Origin of the sequence: Variovorax sp. RKNM96, assembly GCF_017161115.1 — a bacterium.
Classification (GTDB): Bacteria; Pseudomonadota; Gammaproteobacteria; order Burkholderiales; family Burkholderiaceae_C; genus Variovorax.
This window is the reverse complement of sequence record NZ_CP046508.1, coordinates 5,265,393-5,279,794: the sequence shown is the minus strand read 5'-3', so window position 1 is coordinate 5,279,794 and position 14,402 is coordinate 5,265,393. Positions and strand designations below refer to the sequence as shown.

19 protein-coding genes and 1 pseudogene are annotated in these 14,402 nt (G+C 66.1%); 15 read left to right on the top strand and 5 right to left on the bottom strand.

Annotated features, from left to right (window positions below):
- Positions 1 to 4 precede the first annotated feature (4 nt).
- The 3 genes from GNX71_RS24450 to GNX71_RS24440 are packed head-to-tail and all read left to right on the top strand — an operon-like array spanning position 5 to position 3,331.
- On the top strand, positions 5 to 982 hold the full coding sequence (locus GNX71_RS24450) for a protein kinase family protein (RefSeq protein WP_206174816.1): 978 nt from the start codon (positions 5 to 7) through the stop codon (positions 980 to 982).
- Between the two features lie 26 nt (positions 983 to 1,008).
- Positions 1,009 to 1,977 carry a VWA domain-containing protein gene (locus tag GNX71_RS24445; protein ID WP_206174815.1) on the top strand — a complete coding sequence of 323 codons (969 nt, stop codon included), beginning with the start codon at positions 1,009 to 1,011 and terminating at the stop codon, positions 1,975 to 1,977.
- Positions 1,978 to 1,984: 7 nt separating this feature from the next.
- The gene (locus tag GNX71_RS24440; RefSeq protein WP_206174814.1) at positions 1,985 to 3,331 is read left to right on the top strand and encodes an adenylosuccinate synthetase; all 1,347 of its coding nucleotides are present in this window, start codon (positions 1,985 to 1,987) and stop codon (positions 3,329 to 3,331) included.
- A gap of 103 nt (positions 3,332 to 3,434) precedes the next feature.
- Here GNX71_RS24440 and GNX71_RS24435 read toward each other — a convergent pair whose 3' ends face one another.
- Positions 3,435 to 4,361 (bottom strand): DUF3883 domain-containing protein, encoded by a 927-nt coding sequence (locus GNX71_RS24435; protein ID WP_206174813.1) that lies wholly within the window; start codon positions 4,359 to 4,361, stop codon positions 3,435 to 3,437.
- Between the two features lie 155 nt (positions 4,362 to 4,516).
- Here GNX71_RS24435 and GNX71_RS24430 point away from each other — a divergent pair.
- Together GNX71_RS24430 and GNX71_RS24425 are read left to right on the top strand one after the other, a co-directional pair.
- Positions 4,517 to 4,917, top strand: a pseudogene (locus GNX71_RS24430) (ester cyclase).
- A gap of 10 nt (positions 4,918 to 4,927) precedes the next feature.
- Positions 4,928 to 5,422, top strand: coding sequence for a protein tyrosine phosphatase (locus GNX71_RS24425; protein WP_206174812.1), 495 nt, complete (start codon positions 4,928 to 4,930; stop codon positions 5,420 to 5,422).
- 20 nt (positions 5,423 to 5,442) lie between these two features.
- On the opposite strand, the gene GNX71_RS24420 is transcribed toward GNX71_RS24425, so the two are convergent.
- Positions 5,443 to 5,886 carry a GFA family protein gene (locus tag GNX71_RS24420; RefSeq protein WP_241027043.1) on the bottom strand — a complete coding sequence of 148 codons (444 nt, stop codon included), beginning with the start codon at positions 5,884 to 5,886 and terminating at the stop codon, positions 5,443 to 5,445.
- Positions 5,887 to 6,057: 171 nt separating this feature from the next.
- On the opposite strand from GNX71_RS24420, the gene GNX71_RS24415 reads away from it, so the two are divergent.
- A complete protein-coding gene (locus GNX71_RS24415; protein ID WP_206174811.1) occupies positions 6,058 to 6,243 on the top strand; it encodes a hypothetical protein in 186 nt (61 codons plus the stop codon).
- A gap of 76 nt (positions 6,244 to 6,319) precedes the next feature.
- The gene (locus GNX71_RS24410) at positions 6,320 to 6,616 is read left to right on the top strand and encodes a GIY-YIG nuclease family protein (RefSeq protein ID WP_241027042.1); all 297 of its coding nucleotides are present in this window, start codon (positions 6,320 to 6,322) and stop codon (positions 6,614 to 6,616) included.
- A gap of 21 nt (positions 6,617 to 6,637) precedes the next feature.
- Here the strand turns inward: GNX71_RS24410 and GNX71_RS24405 are convergent, their stop codons facing one another.
- The gene (locus GNX71_RS24405) at positions 6,638 to 6,814 is read right to left on the bottom strand and encodes a hypothetical protein (protein WP_206174810.1); all 177 of its coding nucleotides are present in this window, start codon (positions 6,812 to 6,814) and stop codon (positions 6,638 to 6,640) included.
- The gene (locus GNX71_RS24400; protein ID WP_206174809.1) at positions 6,811 to 7,071 is read right to left on the bottom strand and encodes a helix-turn-helix transcriptional regulator; all 261 of its coding nucleotides are present in this window, start codon (positions 7,069 to 7,071) and stop codon (positions 6,811 to 6,813) included. Before GNX71_RS24400 ends, GNX71_RS24405 begins: the two co-directional genes overlap by 4 nt.
- Before the next feature lie 124 nt (positions 7,072 to 7,195).
- Between GNX71_RS24400 and GNX71_RS24395 the strand changes: the two genes are divergently transcribed.
- The 3 genes from GNX71_RS24395 to GNX71_RS24385 all read left to right on the top strand — a co-directional run bounded on the left by GNX71_RS24395 (position 7,196) and on the right by GNX71_RS24385 (position 9,662).
- Entirely contained in the window at positions 7,196 to 7,714 is a 519-nt protein-coding gene (locus tag GNX71_RS24395) for a hypothetical protein (RefSeq protein WP_206174808.1), read from the top strand.
- 3 nt (positions 7,715 to 7,717) lie between these two features.
- Positions 7,718 to 8,173 carry a GNAT family N-acetyltransferase gene (locus GNX71_RS24390; RefSeq protein WP_206174807.1) on the top strand — a complete coding sequence of 152 codons (456 nt, stop codon included), beginning with the start codon at positions 7,718 to 7,720 and terminating at the stop codon, positions 8,171 to 8,173.
- A 292-nt stretch (positions 8,174 to 8,465) separates the two neighbouring features.
- Positions 8,466 to 9,662: a multidrug effflux MFS transporter gene (locus tag GNX71_RS24385; RefSeq protein WP_206174806.1), complete on the top strand. Its 1,197-nt coding sequence runs from the start codon at positions 8,466 to 8,468 to the stop codon at positions 9,660 to 9,662.
- A gap of 8 nt (positions 9,663 to 9,670) precedes the next feature.
- Here the strand turns inward: GNX71_RS24385 and GNX71_RS24380 are convergent, their stop codons facing one another.
- Positions 9,671 to 10,462 carry an alpha/beta hydrolase gene (locus tag GNX71_RS24380; protein ID WP_206174805.1) on the bottom strand — a complete coding sequence of 264 codons (792 nt, stop codon included), beginning with the start codon at positions 10,460 to 10,462 and terminating at the stop codon, positions 9,671 to 9,673.
- A gap of 282 nt (positions 10,463 to 10,744) precedes the next feature.
- Here GNX71_RS24380 and GNX71_RS24375 point away from each other — a divergent pair, with 282 nt between their 5' ends.
- The 5 genes from GNX71_RS24375 to GNX71_RS24355 all read left to right on the top strand — a co-directional run bounded on the left by GNX71_RS24375 (position 10,745) and on the right by GNX71_RS24355 (position 14,365).
- Positions 10,745 to 11,533, top strand: coding sequence for an alpha/beta hydrolase (locus tag GNX71_RS24375; protein WP_206174804.1), 789 nt, complete (start codon positions 10,745 to 10,747; stop codon positions 11,531 to 11,533).
- Between the two features lie 179 nt (positions 11,534 to 11,712).
- The gene (gene wrbA / locus GNX71_RS24370) at positions 11,713 to 12,312 is read left to right on the top strand and encodes an NAD(P)H:quinone oxidoreductase (RefSeq protein ID WP_206174803.1); all 600 of its coding nucleotides are present in this window, start codon (positions 11,713 to 11,715) and stop codon (positions 12,310 to 12,312) included.
- A gap of 36 nt (positions 12,313 to 12,348) precedes the next feature.
- The gene (locus tag GNX71_RS24365) at positions 12,349 to 13,125 is read left to right on the top strand and encodes an SDR family NAD(P)-dependent oxidoreductase (protein WP_206174802.1); all 777 of its coding nucleotides are present in this window, start codon (positions 12,349 to 12,351) and stop codon (positions 13,123 to 13,125) included.
- A 23-nt stretch (positions 13,126 to 13,148) separates the two neighbouring features.
- Positions 13,149 to 13,595: an ester cyclase gene (locus GNX71_RS24360; RefSeq protein ID WP_206174801.1), complete on the top strand. Its 447-nt coding sequence runs from the start codon at positions 13,149 to 13,151 to the stop codon at positions 13,593 to 13,595.
- Positions 13,592 to 14,365, top strand: coding sequence for an SDR family oxidoreductase (locus GNX71_RS24355; RefSeq protein WP_206174800.1), 774 nt, complete (start codon positions 13,592 to 13,594; stop codon positions 14,363 to 14,365). Before GNX71_RS24360 ends, GNX71_RS24355 begins: the two co-directional genes overlap by 4 nt.
- Positions 14,366 to 14,402: the final 37 nt, after the last annotated feature.

The following is a 14,402-nucleotide window of genomic DNA, read 5'->3' as shown; positions in this document are numbered from 1 at the left end:
GACCATGCTGTCGTTGCTCGCACTGAGTTGCCCGCAATGCTCCGCGCCACTACCGCGCGCCGCACGCTGGCGCACCGTCAACTGCAGCTACTGCGGCGCGACCATCACGCGCGGCGAAGAGACAGTGCAGCGCGAGAGCTTCCGCGCGGCCTTGCGACGTGCCAATGCAGACATCGCAGGCGGGCGCATCGTGCAATGGCGCGGCGCGTGCTACCGCGTGCTGGCGCCGCTGGGCGTCGGTGAGCACAGCGAAGTGCTGTTCGCCGAACGGCTCGGTGCGGTGCCCGAACGCGTTACCTTGAAACTCGCACGCGAGGCATCGGACAACGATGTGCTGCTGCGCGAGGGCGCGGTGCTGCAGGCACTGCAAAGCCTGTCCATTCCGGGCGCCGCCTACTTCACGCGCCGGCTGCCGCAGCCGTTGGGCACGGGCATCGCCGAAGGTCTCGGCGACGGCAAGCGCCAGGCTCTGGTGCTGCGCCATCCGACCGGTTTCTGGGGCAGCCTGCAGGACGTGCAACAGGCCAATCCGCAAGGCATCGACGCGCGCCATGCCGTCTGGATCTGGCGCCGCATGCTCGAGGTGCTGGCCTTCGTGCACGGCGCCGGCTGGGCGCACCGCGATCTTTCGCCCGCGCATGCGCTCGTGCATCCGCGCGACCATGGCGTGCTGATCGTCGGCTGGTCGCAGGCGCGGCAAGCCTCAGGCTCAGCGCATGCGGCCGCCGCGGCGCGTGACCTTGCCCAAGTCGCGTGGACCGTGCGCGCAGTGCTGCACGGCGGCGCGGCCGGTGATCCCGGCTTTGGTGCGCATACACCCGCGCCACTGGCCGCACTGCTGCGCCAGTGCAGCGAAGACACCGCCTTCTGCGAACGCCTCGGTGCGCAGGGCATCGAGCAGGCCCTGTCGGCCGCATCGCGCGAATCCTTCGGCGCACCGCAGTTCGTTCACTTCGATCCCGCGCCGCGCCTCGGCGGCTGACTGACTGATATTCCAAGGAGCACCCCATGGGTTACGGAAACTATTCGCACGCCGCCCACACGGCGCTGATCGCCGACCGCGTCGCCAAGCCCGGCGCCGAGGTGTTCACGCAAACGGCCACGCATGCGCTGATGAACCCGCACGGCCTGAAGGTGCGGGAATCGCGCGACAACGCCGACCACCCCAACTCGCTGGGCATCGTGTTCGCACTCGACGTCACTGGCTCCATGGGCGACATCCCGCAGACCCTCGCGCGCCGCGAGCTGCCCACCTTCATGAAGCTGCTGACGGACTGCGGCGTGGCCGACCCCCAGCTCATGTTCATGGCCATCGGCGACGCCACCTCCGACCGTGCGCCGCTGCAGGTGGGCCAGTTCGAATCGACCGCCAACCTCATGGACCAGTGGCTCACCTGGAGCTATCTCGAAGGCGGCGGTGGCGGCAGCGGCGAAGAGAGCTACGAGCTCGCCTTCTACGTGATGGCGCAGCACACCGACATGGACTGCTGGGTCAAGCGAAAGAAGCGCGGCTACCTGTTCGTGACGGGCGACGAACTGCCGTACCCGGCCGTCTCGCGCCACCAGATCGAAGGCCTCATCGGCGAGAAGCTCGACGAGGACATTCCGATCGAGGAAGTCATCGCCGCCGCGGCCGAGACCACGAACCTGTTCTTCCTGATTCCGGACGCACAGCGCCGCCGCCGCTGCGAGCCGCGCTGGCGCGAGCTGCTTGGCGATCACGTCATCTGCATGGACTCGCCCGACGACGCCTGCGCCGTGGCGGCCGGCATCGTTGCGCTGACCGAGAAGGCTGTGCCGAACCTCGACGGCCTTGCCAAGGTGATGGGCGCGACCGGCATGGCCAAGGAGCGCGTGGGCGGTGTGCTGCACGCGCTCGACGCGTATGCCGCGCTGCTCGACCCGAACGCGCCGCGCCGCGCGCCGCCGGCCGCGAGCGGGCCGCGGTCGTCGTGGTGGAAGCGGCTCTTCGGCTGAAGGCCGTGTGACCACTGCCGCAACCACGCGCTACGTCTCGCTGCTGGGCCTGGGCTTCGGGGACTGCGGCAAGGGCCTCTTCACCGACCACCTGTGCGGCGCGTGGCAGGCGCACACGGTGGTGCGCTTCAACGGCGGCGCGCAGGCGGGGCACAACGTCGTGCTGGCGGACGGGCGGCACCACACCTTCTCGCAATTCGGCGCCGGCAGTTTTCATGCGGGCGTGGCGACGGTGCTCGCGGGCCCGGTGGTGGTGCATCCGACGGCGCTGCGTGTCGAGGAAGAGGCGCTGCGCCGCGTGGGCGTGTCCGATGCGTTTGCGCGCCTGCTGATCGATGCGCGCTGCCGCGTGACCACACCGTTCCATCAGGCGGCGGGCCGGCTGCGCGAACGGGTGAGGGGCGCGGCGGCGCATGGCAGTTGCGGCGTGGGTGTCGGCGAGACTGTGCGGCAGGCGTTGGCTGCCCCCGACGCTGCCTTGCGCTACGGCGACCTGCTGCATCGTGCGCGCACGCTCGAAAAGCTGGAGGCCTCGCGCACGGCGGTGCGCCGAGCGTTCGCGGGCATGGTGCCATCGCACCCCGAGGCCGCACAGGAGCTGGCATTGCTCGACGATGCCTCGCTCTCTCAGCGCTGGTTCGATGCTGCGATGCCATGTGTCCGCCTGTCGCCGCCCGCAAGCGCCGATGCCATCGGTGCAAGGCTCGTGCGTCCCGGCACCGTGCTGTTCGAAGGCGCGCAGGGCGTGCTGCTCGACGAATGGCGCGGCTTTCATCCGCACACCACGTGGAGCACCATCTCGACGGCCGCTGTCGAAGCCGTGCTGCATGACGCGGGCATCGATGCGCCCGTGCAGCACCTGGGCGTGCTGCGCAGCTACCTCACGCGCCACGGCCCGGGCCCATTCCCCACGCACGATCGCGCACTCGACGCGCGATTCGCCGAACCGCACAACGCCGATGAAGGCTGGCAGGGCATGTTTCGCCGCGGGCATCCCGATGCGGTGCTGCTGCGCTATGCGCTTGCGGCGGTCGGACGACTCGACGGACTGGTGGTGAGTCACCTCGATGCCGTCGAGGGCGCGGACCTGCGCTGGTGCACTGGCTACCGCGCCACCGGCGGTGCCAACGTCGCATCGCTGCCGTTCAGCGATGAACCGGACCTCGACCATCAGCATGCCTTGACCCAATTGCTGCAAGGCGCGCAACCCCTCTACGAATCGGACCCCATCGGCACCGCGCAGGCGTGGGTGGAGCGCGCCGAATCCTTCAGCGGCCTGCCTGTGCGCTTCGGCGCCTTCGGCCCGACCCGCGACACCGTGCGTGTGCGAGAGCAAATCCGAAAGACTGTGTGACGCCCAACATCTTCTTGATCGTCGGAGCGGGCGAGCGCATGGCTGCAGACGCAGCAGCCGGGCTCGTTCAGGCCCGGGGCGGCGCTCTGAACGACATCGGGGACTATCCCAGCGCTTCGAACCCAGGCGCCTGGCTCATCTCCGAAGGCTTGTAGATCTTGTGCTGCGCGATCGCGCTGCCTGCATCGGAAACCACCAGCAGCCGCCAGAGCGGCTCGCGCACCGAGCATGCCTGTTCCTCGCTCGTGAGCTGAAACTTGGGCGACCCGGTGGAGGTGCCCTTCACCACGACGCGCAGGAGCGTCGCGCCCTTCGCGTTCGACACCTCGATGCTGTAGCCGATGTTCTTGCTGGTCAGGTCTTCGGCGTTGTAGCCGTAGCCCTTGAAGTGGCGCATCACGTAGTCCATGGCGGCGGCCTGGACCTCTTCCTGCGAAACCGGTGCTGGAGGGGCTGCGACATCGGGCTCGGCCTCGACCACGACCGGCACGCTGCCGCGCGTCGCGGCGGCTTTCACTTCCGCCTCGTCGGGCGTCCAGCCTCGCGGGCCGCGGACCAGCACCGCGAGCTGTTGCTCGGGTTCCCAGCTGGCGACGTGCCATTCGGCGTCGTCGCGCACGCGCGTGGACACCTTCGCGGCCTTGTTGCTCTCCAGCTCGGCAATGGCGACCCGGTTGGTCTGCAGCACGGCGCGGAAGCCCTGGCCTGCGTCGAAGGTCCGCTTGAGCAGGCCGAGGCGATCTTTCGCGCGCTGGACCTGGAAGGGGCTGCGCGTGCCGCCGCCCGGGCGGTGCTGCGTATCGAGCGATTCGAGGCAGAACCAGCGGTTGCCGGCACCCACGCTCACATACTCCGCCCAGATCGTCGCAATGACGTTGTCGCCCGTCGCCAGCCAGGCCTGGTCGAACGGCTTTTCCCGCGCGTCGAACACCCCCATCTTGGCGACGATCTCGACCGGCGTGAGCCGGGGTCCTGAGAGTCGCATCTCATCGATGACGGTGAGTACGTGGGGGTCGACTTCCTTGTCCATGCGGGTGGGTTCGTGGCGTGTTTGGGGGGTGGGAGTATGCCGCATCGGGTGCGGGCGATGCCGTGTGGCGGACCGATGCACTTGTCGCGGCGGTCGCAATGGGCCATTCTTTTGCCATGCCGGACACCCGTTCGACGTTCGAGAAAGGAATCGCCATGACCGGGGCCGACCTCCCCACCCTCTACCGGGGCTACATCGCCTGCCTCAATGCGCGCGACTGGTCGAATCTCGACAAGTTCGTCCACGCCGAGGCTCATTACAACGGCCGGCGCATCGGCTTGGCCGGTTATCGCGCGATGCTGGAGAAGGACTGCGAAGAGATCCCGGACCTGCGCTTCGACATCCGCCTGCTCATCTGCGATCCGCCCTGCATTGCCAGCCGGCTGCAGTTCGATTGCACCCCGAAGGGGATGTTTCTCGGGCTGCAGGTGAAGGCCGGAAAGTCTCTTTTGCCGAGAACGTGTTCTATGAATTCCGCGACGAAAGGATTGCAAGCGTCTGGTCCGTCATCGACAAGGGGGCCATCGAAGCGCAACTCGACATATCTTCGTTTTAGACTGGCGTCCATGGCCAGAGGCATCGTGGTTACCTTCGTCTCGCGACGCAATTCCCTTCGTAGCAGATTGGCGCACGCCAGCCTCGCGCACCTGGGCGGCAGCCGCTTCACGGTGCTCTCGTGCGGTCAGCCCGGCAAGATCGCTGCGGACATCCATCCCGCTGCCGTTGCAGCGCTCGAGAACGCAGGCATTCCGCCGCTCGATGCGCCGCCGCGCAGCTGGAACGACCTGACCGCATCGGGCGCGCCCCGTGCCGAGTTCGTCATCACCCTGGACGAGTCGACGTCGCTTTCCCAACCACGCTGGCCGGGCCAGCCCGATGCGGCACTGTGGGCCTTCCCCGACATTGCCGCGATCGACAACCCCGAAGACGCGGTGCGCGCCGCCATCCAGATGATGTTCGTGCTGCGCCGGCGCCTGGAGCTGTTCGTGAGCCTGCCGCTTCACGGCGCCGACCGCGCGGCGATCCGGTCGGACCTGCGGGACCTGGCGCACATGCGCTAGTGTGCTGTCCCGCAGCGACTTCACATCGGCGGCATCCTGTCGAACTTCGGCAAGGCCGGGTCCAGGAAATCCCATGCGTGTCCGCGCACGCCGTACGTGACCGCCTGCGGTCGGTAGCGGGCCGGATCGTCGAGGCTCGCGGCATGCACGGTGAACACCTCGGGCATCGCGGCAAAAGTCATGTACACGGGCGATCCGCAGTGCGGGCAGAACGCGCGGGTCTTCACATTGCCGCTGTCGCCGACCATGTTCCACAGCGTCGCTTCGCCGCTGTGCTTCACGCCGCCGCGCGGGAAGGTGAGGTACGAACCGTGGCCGGTGCCGCTCTTGCGCTGGCAGTCGCGGCACTGGCAGTCGTTCTGGAAGACCGGCTCGCCCGAGATCTCGTAGCGGATCGCGCCGCATGCGCAACCGCCGGTGTAGGGCTGGTCGATCTGTGCTGTTCTTTCGACGATGTCGGTCATGGGGTGCTCCGTTGCGTTGGTTCCAGAAAAACCCACGCATGCCGCGTGGCCTGATGACCAATCTATTCGAGCGGACGCACCGCGAGGGAGTAACAAGATCGTCGCGAATCGCGCGGTCTCGAGGAGGTTTCCGATGGATATCATCGCGCTCCAGAACAAAGGAGCGGATTCATGGGGAACAAGGTGCAGGGCGTGATCGCCGTCGTGTGGGGTGGATGGGCAATGACCCGCTGGATGAACCTCCCACAGGCCGCTGCGGGCGCCGAAGCCGGCTATTCGGCCGGAAAATCCGCAGGCATGCTGTGCTTCGCCATCGTGTTGCTGGCGTTCGGGGCGTACAAGCTGTTCAAGCGCTAACTGGCCCGCGGCAATGAGTGGCCGGGGAGAGTTCAGCACGACAGCGCCCGCCTGCGATGGCCCGCACAATCCAGCCGTGCCCCGAACCCTGTCAGCCCCTCAGCCCCCGCGTGCACCCAAACCCACACCGTATTGGCTCTATCTCCTGGAGTGCGAAGGCGGCGTGTACTACGCGGGGATCGCGATCGATGTGGAGCAGCGCTTTTTCCAGCACGTCTTCGGGCTGGGCGCCAAGTTCACACGCGCGCGTCCTCCGTTGCGCGTGCTTGCCGCTCGCGTCTACCCGGACAAGGGGGCTGCATTGCGGGCGGAGCTCAAGGTCAAGGCGCTGCCTCGAACCAGAAAGCTCGCCTTCTTCGACGCGGCCGCCTAGGCATCCGGCGACCGACCGGCATCAGGGAAGGAAGCCCTTGTTCTCCATCGCATCGACCCGGACGCTGTCGATCTGCTGCCGCAGGCCGGCAAGCGCAGCCGGCGATTGCGCCTGCGTGTCCGCGTGGCAAGGGGAGACAAGCAAAAGCGCCGCTGCCCCCGTCATGGCCAGGCCGACACGACGTTTGATGTGCGTCATTCCGTACTTCCCGGATCGATCGTCTTTGTTGCGATGCCATAAAGCGCCAACATGCCCAGAACATGCCCGATGGCCACGCCGGGCTCACCCGATTCGATTCGCGCGATCGTCTGGACATGCACGCCCAGTCGCGCGGCGGCTGCGGCCTGGCCTTCGCCAGCGCGCGTGCGCGCCAGCTTGGCCTGCGCCCCCATGTGCTTGATCGCCTGGAGGGCGTCGCTGTCGATGTCTGCCGAGATGCGTTTGCCTTGAGCCATGGCGAGATTGTCGCTGCACGATCCAGCCGTGTCCCGGTCTTGCGGGACCTCGGCCCGCCGCTGTGCAAGCGCGTGGAGCGTGGCGTCAGAATAGCCACAGTCAGGTGACGCAGGAGGATTCGGCATGGCGGTGATTGCGGAGGATCTGCGAATGGCGGCGTTGCAGGGGCTTGGTGTGTCCGTGCCCCTGAGGCGGCTGGCGGCCGGCGAATGCATTCACGAGGCGTTCAGGGGGCATTGCCTGGGGCCTCCGTTCTATGCCTACCACCGCGCTGGCGTACCCGCGGGTCCGCCATTGATTCCGCTGTGGGACAGCGGCGACACGGTCTTCGGCGTGTGGGAAAAGGCCGATGGCCTCGAGTTCATCGAGTTCAGCATCGAGGCCCCCGAGGAATTCGAACTCGTCGCGAGGACCGAGCAAGGGTTCTGGGCCACGCGGTTCGATTTTCTGTACGAATGCGATCTGCCTGAGGATGAACTTCAAAGCGCCGCGGCTTCGGTGGGGTTTCGATTTCTGAATAGGCACCTGGCGTCGAGGGAGGAGGCCGAGGAACGGCTCGACACCTTCAAAGGCCACCATGCATGGCTGCGGGAACTGGTCGCGGAAATCGACCGAGAGACGCTTGATCGCCCACCGGAGTGACCCATGCAGATTCGTCAGATTGCCCCATCCGAACTCGAAGAGCTTCTGGCTCTCTATCGGCATCTTCACGAGGTCGACGACCCGCTCCCGGAGCCAGCCACCGTCGATGCGGTGTGGCAGGAACTCTCGAGCAATCGGGGCTGCAGTTGCCTCGGCGTCTATGTGCAGGACAAGCTCGTCTCGAGTTGCACGCTCACTGTCATTCCCAATCTCACGCGAGGCTGCAAGCCCTATGGCGTGATCGAAAACGTCGTGACCCACGCCGACCACAGAGGACAAGGCCACGGCAAGGCCGTCCTTGCAGCCGCGCTTTCGATCGCCTGGTCGCAGGGCTGCTACAAGGTCATGCTGTTGACCGGCAGGAAGGACGAAGCGACCTTCCGGTTCTACGAGGTTGCCGGCTTCGACCGCCACGAGAAGCAGGCGTTCATCGCGAAACGCCCCAAGCCGCAGACATGAGCGCATGCAGAACGCGGGGCCTGCCGGGAGCGGGCAGCGTTCGGTGAATTTCAGGCTGCTCGCGGATGAGGCAGAATTTGCCCCGGAGCGCACACCCGCTCACTCGAGCAGCATGCAGCCTGCTCGCATTGATGTCGCCTGGCTTCATAAGGACTGGCGACGCATGGACTCCTGTTGGACCCGACACGAGTAGATCAAAGGCCGTGCAACAGCACGCCCCCGGTGATTCGATCTTTCTCTTTGGGCGCTTCGAAGCGATTTCGAGCGCGCCGTGTCAAGGAGCTCAACAGCAATGCATTCGCAGGCAACGCCACGTCTTCCAGTCCTGATTGCCCTTTCCGCCATCGCGGTCCTGCCGGTCAACATGTTCGTGCCTTCGCTGCCGAGCATTGCGAAGGACCTCGATGCGGACTTTGCGCTCGCCAACACAGCCATCGCGGGCTATGCGATTGCGACAGCCTTCACGCATCTGATCGCGGGTGCGTTGTCGGACAGGTTCGGGCGCAAGCCGATCGCGCTGATCGCTCTCGCGATCTTCACGTTGGCATCCGTCGGCTGCAGCCTGGCGAACGACATCGCCACGTTCTTGCTGTGCCGGTTGTTTCAAGGCCCCGTGATCGCCGGATACGCGGTTTCGCTTGCGGCAATTCGAGACACCTCCGACGAGCGCATGGCAGCAAGCCGCATCGGCTACGTGTCTTCGGCGTGGGCCGTGGCACCGATGGTGGGGCCGGCCATTGGCGGAATGCTCGATTCATTCTTCGGATGGCGCGCCAACTTCATTGCGTTCGCAGTCCTCGGGGTTGTGGGCCTGTGCCTGGTGAGCTTCTGCATGAAGGAGACGAACATCCATCGCACGAAGTCCGTCGCGCTCCAGCTCAAGGGCTATGGCGAACTGATTCGCTCGGCGCGATTCCGGGCGTATGCGCTCTGCATGGCATTCGCCATCGGGACGCTGTACACGTTTCTCGGCGGTGCGCCTCTGGTGGTCGCGCGGTCGGGCGGGACATCGGGCACGGCGCTTGGCTTGTACATGGGGATGGTCCCCGCGGGCTTCATCGTCGGGAGCTACCTGGTCGGACACGCCAGTGCCCGCCACACACCGATCCGTTTCATCCTGGCGGGCCGGATTCTGACCTGCCTGGGTCTGGCGGCGGGCCTGGTTCTGGCCGTTTGCGGCATGACGCACCCGCTCGCATTTTTTGGTCCTTGCGTTTGCGTGGGGCTGGGCAATGGATTGAGCATGCCCGCAGCCAATGCGCGCGTCCTGTCCATACGCCCGGGCCTTGCGGGCACGGCATCAGGCCTGGCGGCTGCGTTGACCGTGATCGGGGCGGGGATCGTCGCCTTTCTCTCGGGGCTGGTTGTCGATGCTTCGAACGCGCACTTTGCGGTGTTGGGCGTGATGCTGGTGTCTTCGGTGTTGTCGCTCGTTGCCGCGGTCTTCATCCTCTCCGTGGAAAGCGAGAAGAGGGGAGCGCCTTCCTGAGCGCACGCCTATCGGCCAAGAATCCAACCCGCAATCTGCGGAACGACTTCGCGATCCAGTCCATTGAAGCCGTGATACGCCATGGCCTCGCACGGGTCGCCCTTGTTCTCCCCGCCCTTGAAGCTCAACAGTTCTTTCCGCGGCGAGTTGCCGAGCTTCTCCATGAGCGTGGGCACGTTGGCGAATGCGCAGTGCGCGCAACCATCCTGCTCGTGATGCACGACGAGCACGGGGATGCGAATTTTCCCTAGCGGCATGGCCGGAACAGGCCGGCCGGCATCGTCGGTGACGATGGTCGAACTCAGCACGATGCCATCGGGACCTTCGGGGCCGGAAAGCTCGGTGGCAACGTACGCCGCCGACTGCGTCCCGCGACTGGTGCCCACCAGCCACACCGGCACCTTGGCCTGCTCGCGCATCCACGCGATGACTGCCTTCATGTCGGCCGCATGCTCGGGCTTCTGGCGAAATCCGGCAAGGAAGGGTGGGCTCTGCCGGTCGGACGGCGCGTCGATCACCGCCACCATCAACCCCTGGTCTGCAAACAGCTGCCGCGTGCGAACGAGGAAGTTGCCGGCGCCCCACTTGAACGAACCATTGGGAAAGATCTGCAGCCCTCCGTGCCCACCTGCGATCAGGATCACCGCGGCCTTTGTCGTGGGCGGCGACAGCACGAGCATGCGCTGCGTCACGCCGGGGCGGGTGGGAATGTCGACCACCTTCTGCGTGGTCTGCGCCTGGACTTGCGAAACCAGCGCGATCAGAAAGCCTGCGATCCAGCATCCGGCAGCGTTGCGCATCGACGATCTCCTGGGTGGAAAAGTCTTCGAGCCCTGATGTCCCTATGGCGGATGGTATCGCCGGCGTCGCTGTCATCCAAAGCATCGCCTCAAGTGGCCGAAGGCCAGGGCGTCCGTCAACTCCGGCGATTCGGAAAATAGCTTCAAAAATAAATAGTTGACACTTAAACAATCGAGTTTTAAATTTACATCACCGCGAAAGTTTCATGTGCGGCTTTCGGTGGCATCCCTTCAAGCACTCGTTCAATCAACGCGCCCAAGGGCGCATTCAGGAGTCGCGAAATGTCCATGCTCAAGATCGCAAAGTTCCTCACTGCCGCCTTCGGTGCCGCAGTCGTCGCAACCGGTGCAGCCAGCGCTGTCGCCGCCACGCCGGCAAAGCCCGGCATCGTTCTCGTACACGGTGGCTTCGTCGACGGCTCGGGTTGGGAAGGCGTCTACAAGATCCTGTCGAAGGACGGCTACGACGTCACCATCGTCCAGAACCCGACCCTCTCGCTGGCCGACGATGTGGCGGTCACCAAGCGTGCGATCGCCGCGCAGAAGAAGCCGGTCATCCTGGTCGGCCACTCCTATGGCGGCGTGGTCGTCACGGAGGCGGGCAACGACGAGAAGGTGGCGGGCCTCGTCTACATCGCCGCGTTCGCGCCCGACAAGGGCGAGTCGGTCGATTCGCTGATCAAGAACCCGCCGCCCGGCGCCCCGGTGCCCCCGATCCTTCCGCCGCAGGACGGTTTCCTGATGCTCGACAAGGCGAAGTTCGCCGCGTCCTTCGCCGCCGATGTGAAGCCCGAAACGGCCGCCTTCATGGCGAACTCGCAGGTGCCGTGGGGCGTTGCCGCCCTGGGCGGCGCTGTGACCGAACCTGCATGGAAGACAAAGCCCAGCTGGTACCTCGTGGCCACCAGCGACAAGATGATCCCGCCGCCCGCGCAACGCGACATGTCCAAGCGCGCAGGTGCCGTCGTCACCGAAACGCCCGGCAGCCATGCCGTCTATGTTTCGAATCCCAAGGCCGTGGCCGCGGTGATCAAGCGGGCTGCGGAGAAGGTGGCCGTCGCCGCTCAGTGATCGGCTCCGGCACGGTGCAATGCCGTGCCAAGCCTCCTGGAAGCGTTGACCGGCGCTCCCCGGATCCATCTGTTTGGACGATGCATTCCATCGAAAGAAACAGGCTTCCTGGATAGGTCGGGCATCCCTAATCTTCAGGCCATGCAGCTCACCGAGCTGTCCAACCAGGAGATTCAGAGATGCCCAAGGTTCTTGTTCTGTATTACTCGTCGTACGGCCATATCGAAACGCTGGCCGAGGCGATTGCCGCTGGCGCGCGTGACGCCGGCGCCCAGGTCGATGTGAAGCGCGTTCCCGAGACGGTCCCCGAGGCGATCGCGAAGTCCGCGCACTTCAAGCTGGACCAGGCCGCACCCGTCGCGAGCGTGGCCGACCTGGAGCACTACGACGCCATCGTCGTGGGCACGGGCACCCGCTTCGGCCGGATGTCTTCGCAGATGGCGGCCTTTCTCGACCAGGCCGGCGGGCTGTGGGCCCGCGGCGCCCTGAACGGCAAGGTGGGCGCGGCCTTCGCCTCGTCGGCCACCCAGCACGGCGGACAGGAGACCACGCTCTTCTCGATCATCACCAACCTCCTGCACTTCGGCATGACCATCGTGGGCCTGCCGTACAGCCACCAGGGCCAGATGAGCGTGGACGAGATCGTCGGCGGCGCGCCCTACGGCGCCACCACCGTCGCGGGCGGCGACGGCTCGCGGCAACCGACGGCGATCGATCTCGCCGGCGCGCGCCATCAAGGCGAGCTGGTGGCCAGGACCGCTGCAAAGCTCTTTGCCTGAGCCTCGCGCCCTTCATCTGTCGCAGCGGGAAAAGACATGAACTCCAATGACTTTGCAGGACGGGTCGTGCTCGTCACAGGTGCGGGTTCCGGCATCGGCCGGGAAGCCGCGAAGGCCTTTGCGGTGCGAGGCGGCCTCGTGTATGCGGCCGACCTGAACGAGCACGGCCTGGCCGAAACCGTCGATCTCATCACCGAGATCGGCGGCAAGGCCCGGGCGCTGCTGGCCAACGTGGCCGTCGAGGACGAGGTGGCCGGTGCCATCGCACGCATCGAACGCGAGGCTGGCCGGCTCGACGTGGCCTTCAACAACGCGGGCATCACCGGCAAGGCGCAACGCATCGAGGACTACCCGACCGAAGATTTCGACCGGGTGATCGCCGTCAACCTGCGAAGCGTCTTTCTCGGCATGAAGCACGAATTGCCGCTGATCAAAGGAAGCGGCGGCGGCGCCATCGTGAACACCGCGTCCGTGGCGGCGCTGACGGGGCCTGGCGGAATGAGCGCGTATGCCGCCTCCAAGCACGGCGTGCACGGCCTCACGCGCGTTGCCGCGATGGAGAACGCTGCCCACAACGTGCGCGTCAACGCCCTGGCGCCCGGCTGGACGGAAACGCCGATGGTGAAGGTCGCGAGTGACCAGAACCCGGCCTTCGCCAGGCTGGTTTCCACCGCGATTCCCGCCAGGCGAGGCGGCCATCCCGCCGAGGTGGCGGCTGCCGCCGTATGGCTGGCCTCCGATGCCGCCAGCTACGTGATGGGCCAGATGCTGGTCGTCGATGGCGGAATGACCATCGGCGGCTTCGAACTTTGAACGCAATGACAAGGAGCAACACCATGAGCCATCTGAATGCAGGCGAGATCGCCAAGGCCGTCGTTCGCCGCAACACCGAAGAAGTACAGGGCGGCGGCAACTGGGCCCTTTTCGACGAGTTGTTCTCGGACGACTTCCTGGACCACACGCCACAGCCGAACTGCACGCCCGACAAGGCCGGTGCGCTGGGTCTGTACCGCATCCTGCGGGAGGCGTTTCCAGACTTCCACGCCGAGATCCACTGGCAGCGCGCCGACGGCGATGTCGTCACGACCTACAAGACCTACCACGGTACGCAGCAGGGCACGTTCCTCGGCATCGCGCCGACCGGACGGGCAATCCATTTCGAAACCGTGGACGCCATGCGCGTGCAGGACGGGAAGATCACGGAACACTGGGGTGTCGCCAATCTCTTCTCCGTGCTTCAACAGCTGGACGCATGGCCGCGCGCCGCCGGAGACAAGGCATGAACACCAACATTCTTCAGGACAAGGTGGTCGTCGTGACCGGCGCCGCGAGCGGCATCGGCAAGGCGGTCGCGGTACAGGCGGCAAAGCATGGGGCGAAGGCGGTGATCGTCTCGGACGTGACGCCCGAGCCGCGCGAAGGAGGTCGCACCACGATGGAAGAGATCGAAGCGCTGGGCGTACCTGCGCGATTCCATCACGCGGATGTCAGCCAGCGCGCGCAGGTCGACGATCTCCTGATGGCGGCCGATGCGTTCGGCGGCGTCGACGTGATGGTCGCCAACGCGGGGATCACCTTGCGCGCCGATGGGTTCGACGTCGAGGAGGCCGACTTCCGCCGGCTCATGGGCATCAACCTCGAGGGAACGCTGTTCAGCGCCCAGGCCGCAGCGCGCAGCATGAAGGCGCGGGGCAAGGCCGGAAGCATCGTCCTCATGGCCAGCATGGGCGGGATCTCGGGTGCGGGCATGACGGTGGCTTACTCCACCAGCAAGGGCGGCGTGGTGCTGATGGCCAAGTCCCTGGCCGATGCGCTGGGGCCGGATGGCATCCGCGTGAATGCGGTCGCGCCGGGCACGATCGATACGCACCTCCTGAGAACGAGCCCCGGCATCGCGGAGGCCGCCGAAGGCTTTCGCCAGCGCACGCCGCTGCGGCGCCTTGGCCAGCCTTCCGAGATCGGCGACGCCGTCGCGTGGCTGGGCTCGGACCTGTCCAGCTACGTGACGGGCACCGCGCTGCTCGTCGACGGTGGCCTGCTTGCCGTGATCTGAAGCGCGGGCCACCTTCTGCCAACCCCAACGAATCAAG

Coding starts and splice junctions, on each gene's coding strand:
- GNX71_RS24450 (WP_206174816.1), top strand. CDS start 5: ATGCTGTCGTTGCTCGCACTGAGTTGCCCGCAATGCTCCGCGCCACTA.
- GNX71_RS24445 (WP_206174815.1), top strand. CDS start 1,009: ATGGGTTACGGAAACTATTCGCACGCCGCCCACACGGCGCTGATCGCC.
- GNX71_RS24435 (WP_206174813.1), bottom strand. CDS start 4,361: ATGGACAAGGAAGTCGACCCCCACGTACTCACCGTCATCGATGAGATG.
- GNX71_RS24425 (WP_206174812.1), top strand. CDS start 4,928: ATGGCCAGAGGCATCGTGGTTACCTTCGTCTCGCGACGCAATTCCCTT.
- GNX71_RS24420 (WP_241027043.1), bottom strand. CDS start 5,886: ATGACCGACATCGTCGAAAGAACAGCACAGATCGACCAGCCCTACACC.
- GNX71_RS24415 (WP_206174811.1), top strand. CDS start 6,058: ATGGGGAACAAGGTGCAGGGCGTGATCGCCGTCGTGTGGGGTGGATGG.
- GNX71_RS24405 (WP_206174810.1), bottom strand. CDS start 6,814: ATGACGCACATCAAACGTCGTGTCGGCCTGGCCATGACGGGGGCAGCG.
- GNX71_RS24400 (WP_206174809.1), bottom strand. CDS start 7,071: ATGGCTCAAGGCAAACGCATCTCGGCAGACATCGACAGCGACGCCCTC.
- GNX71_RS24395 (WP_206174808.1), top strand. CDS start 7,196: ATGGCGGTGATTGCGGAGGATCTGCGAATGGCGGCGTTGCAGGGGCTT.
- GNX71_RS24390 (WP_206174807.1), top strand. CDS start 7,718: ATGCAGATTCGTCAGATTGCCCCATCCGAACTCGAAGAGCTTCTGGCT.
- GNX71_RS24385 (WP_206174806.1), top strand. CDS start 8,466: ATGCATTCGCAGGCAACGCCACGTCTTCCAGTCCTGATTGCCCTTTCC.
- GNX71_RS24380 (WP_206174805.1), bottom strand. CDS start 10,462: ATGCGCAACGCTGCCGGATGCTGGATCGCAGGCTTTCTGATCGCGCTG.
- GNX71_RS24375 (WP_206174804.1), top strand. CDS start 10,745: ATGTCCATGCTCAAGATCGCAAAGTTCCTCACTGCCGCCTTCGGTGCC.
- wrbA (WP_206174803.1), top strand. CDS start 11,713: ATGCCCAAGGTTCTTGTTCTGTATTACTCGTCGTACGGCCATATCGAA.
- GNX71_RS24365 (WP_206174802.1), top strand. CDS start 12,349: ATGAACTCCAATGACTTTGCAGGACGGGTCGTGCTCGTCACAGGTGCG.
- GNX71_RS24360 (WP_206174801.1), top strand. CDS start 13,149: ATGAGCCATCTGAATGCAGGCGAGATCGCCAAGGCCGTCGTTCGCCGC.
- GNX71_RS24355 (WP_206174800.1), top strand. CDS start 13,592: ATGAACACCAACATTCTTCAGGACAAGGTGGTCGTCGTGACCGGCGCC.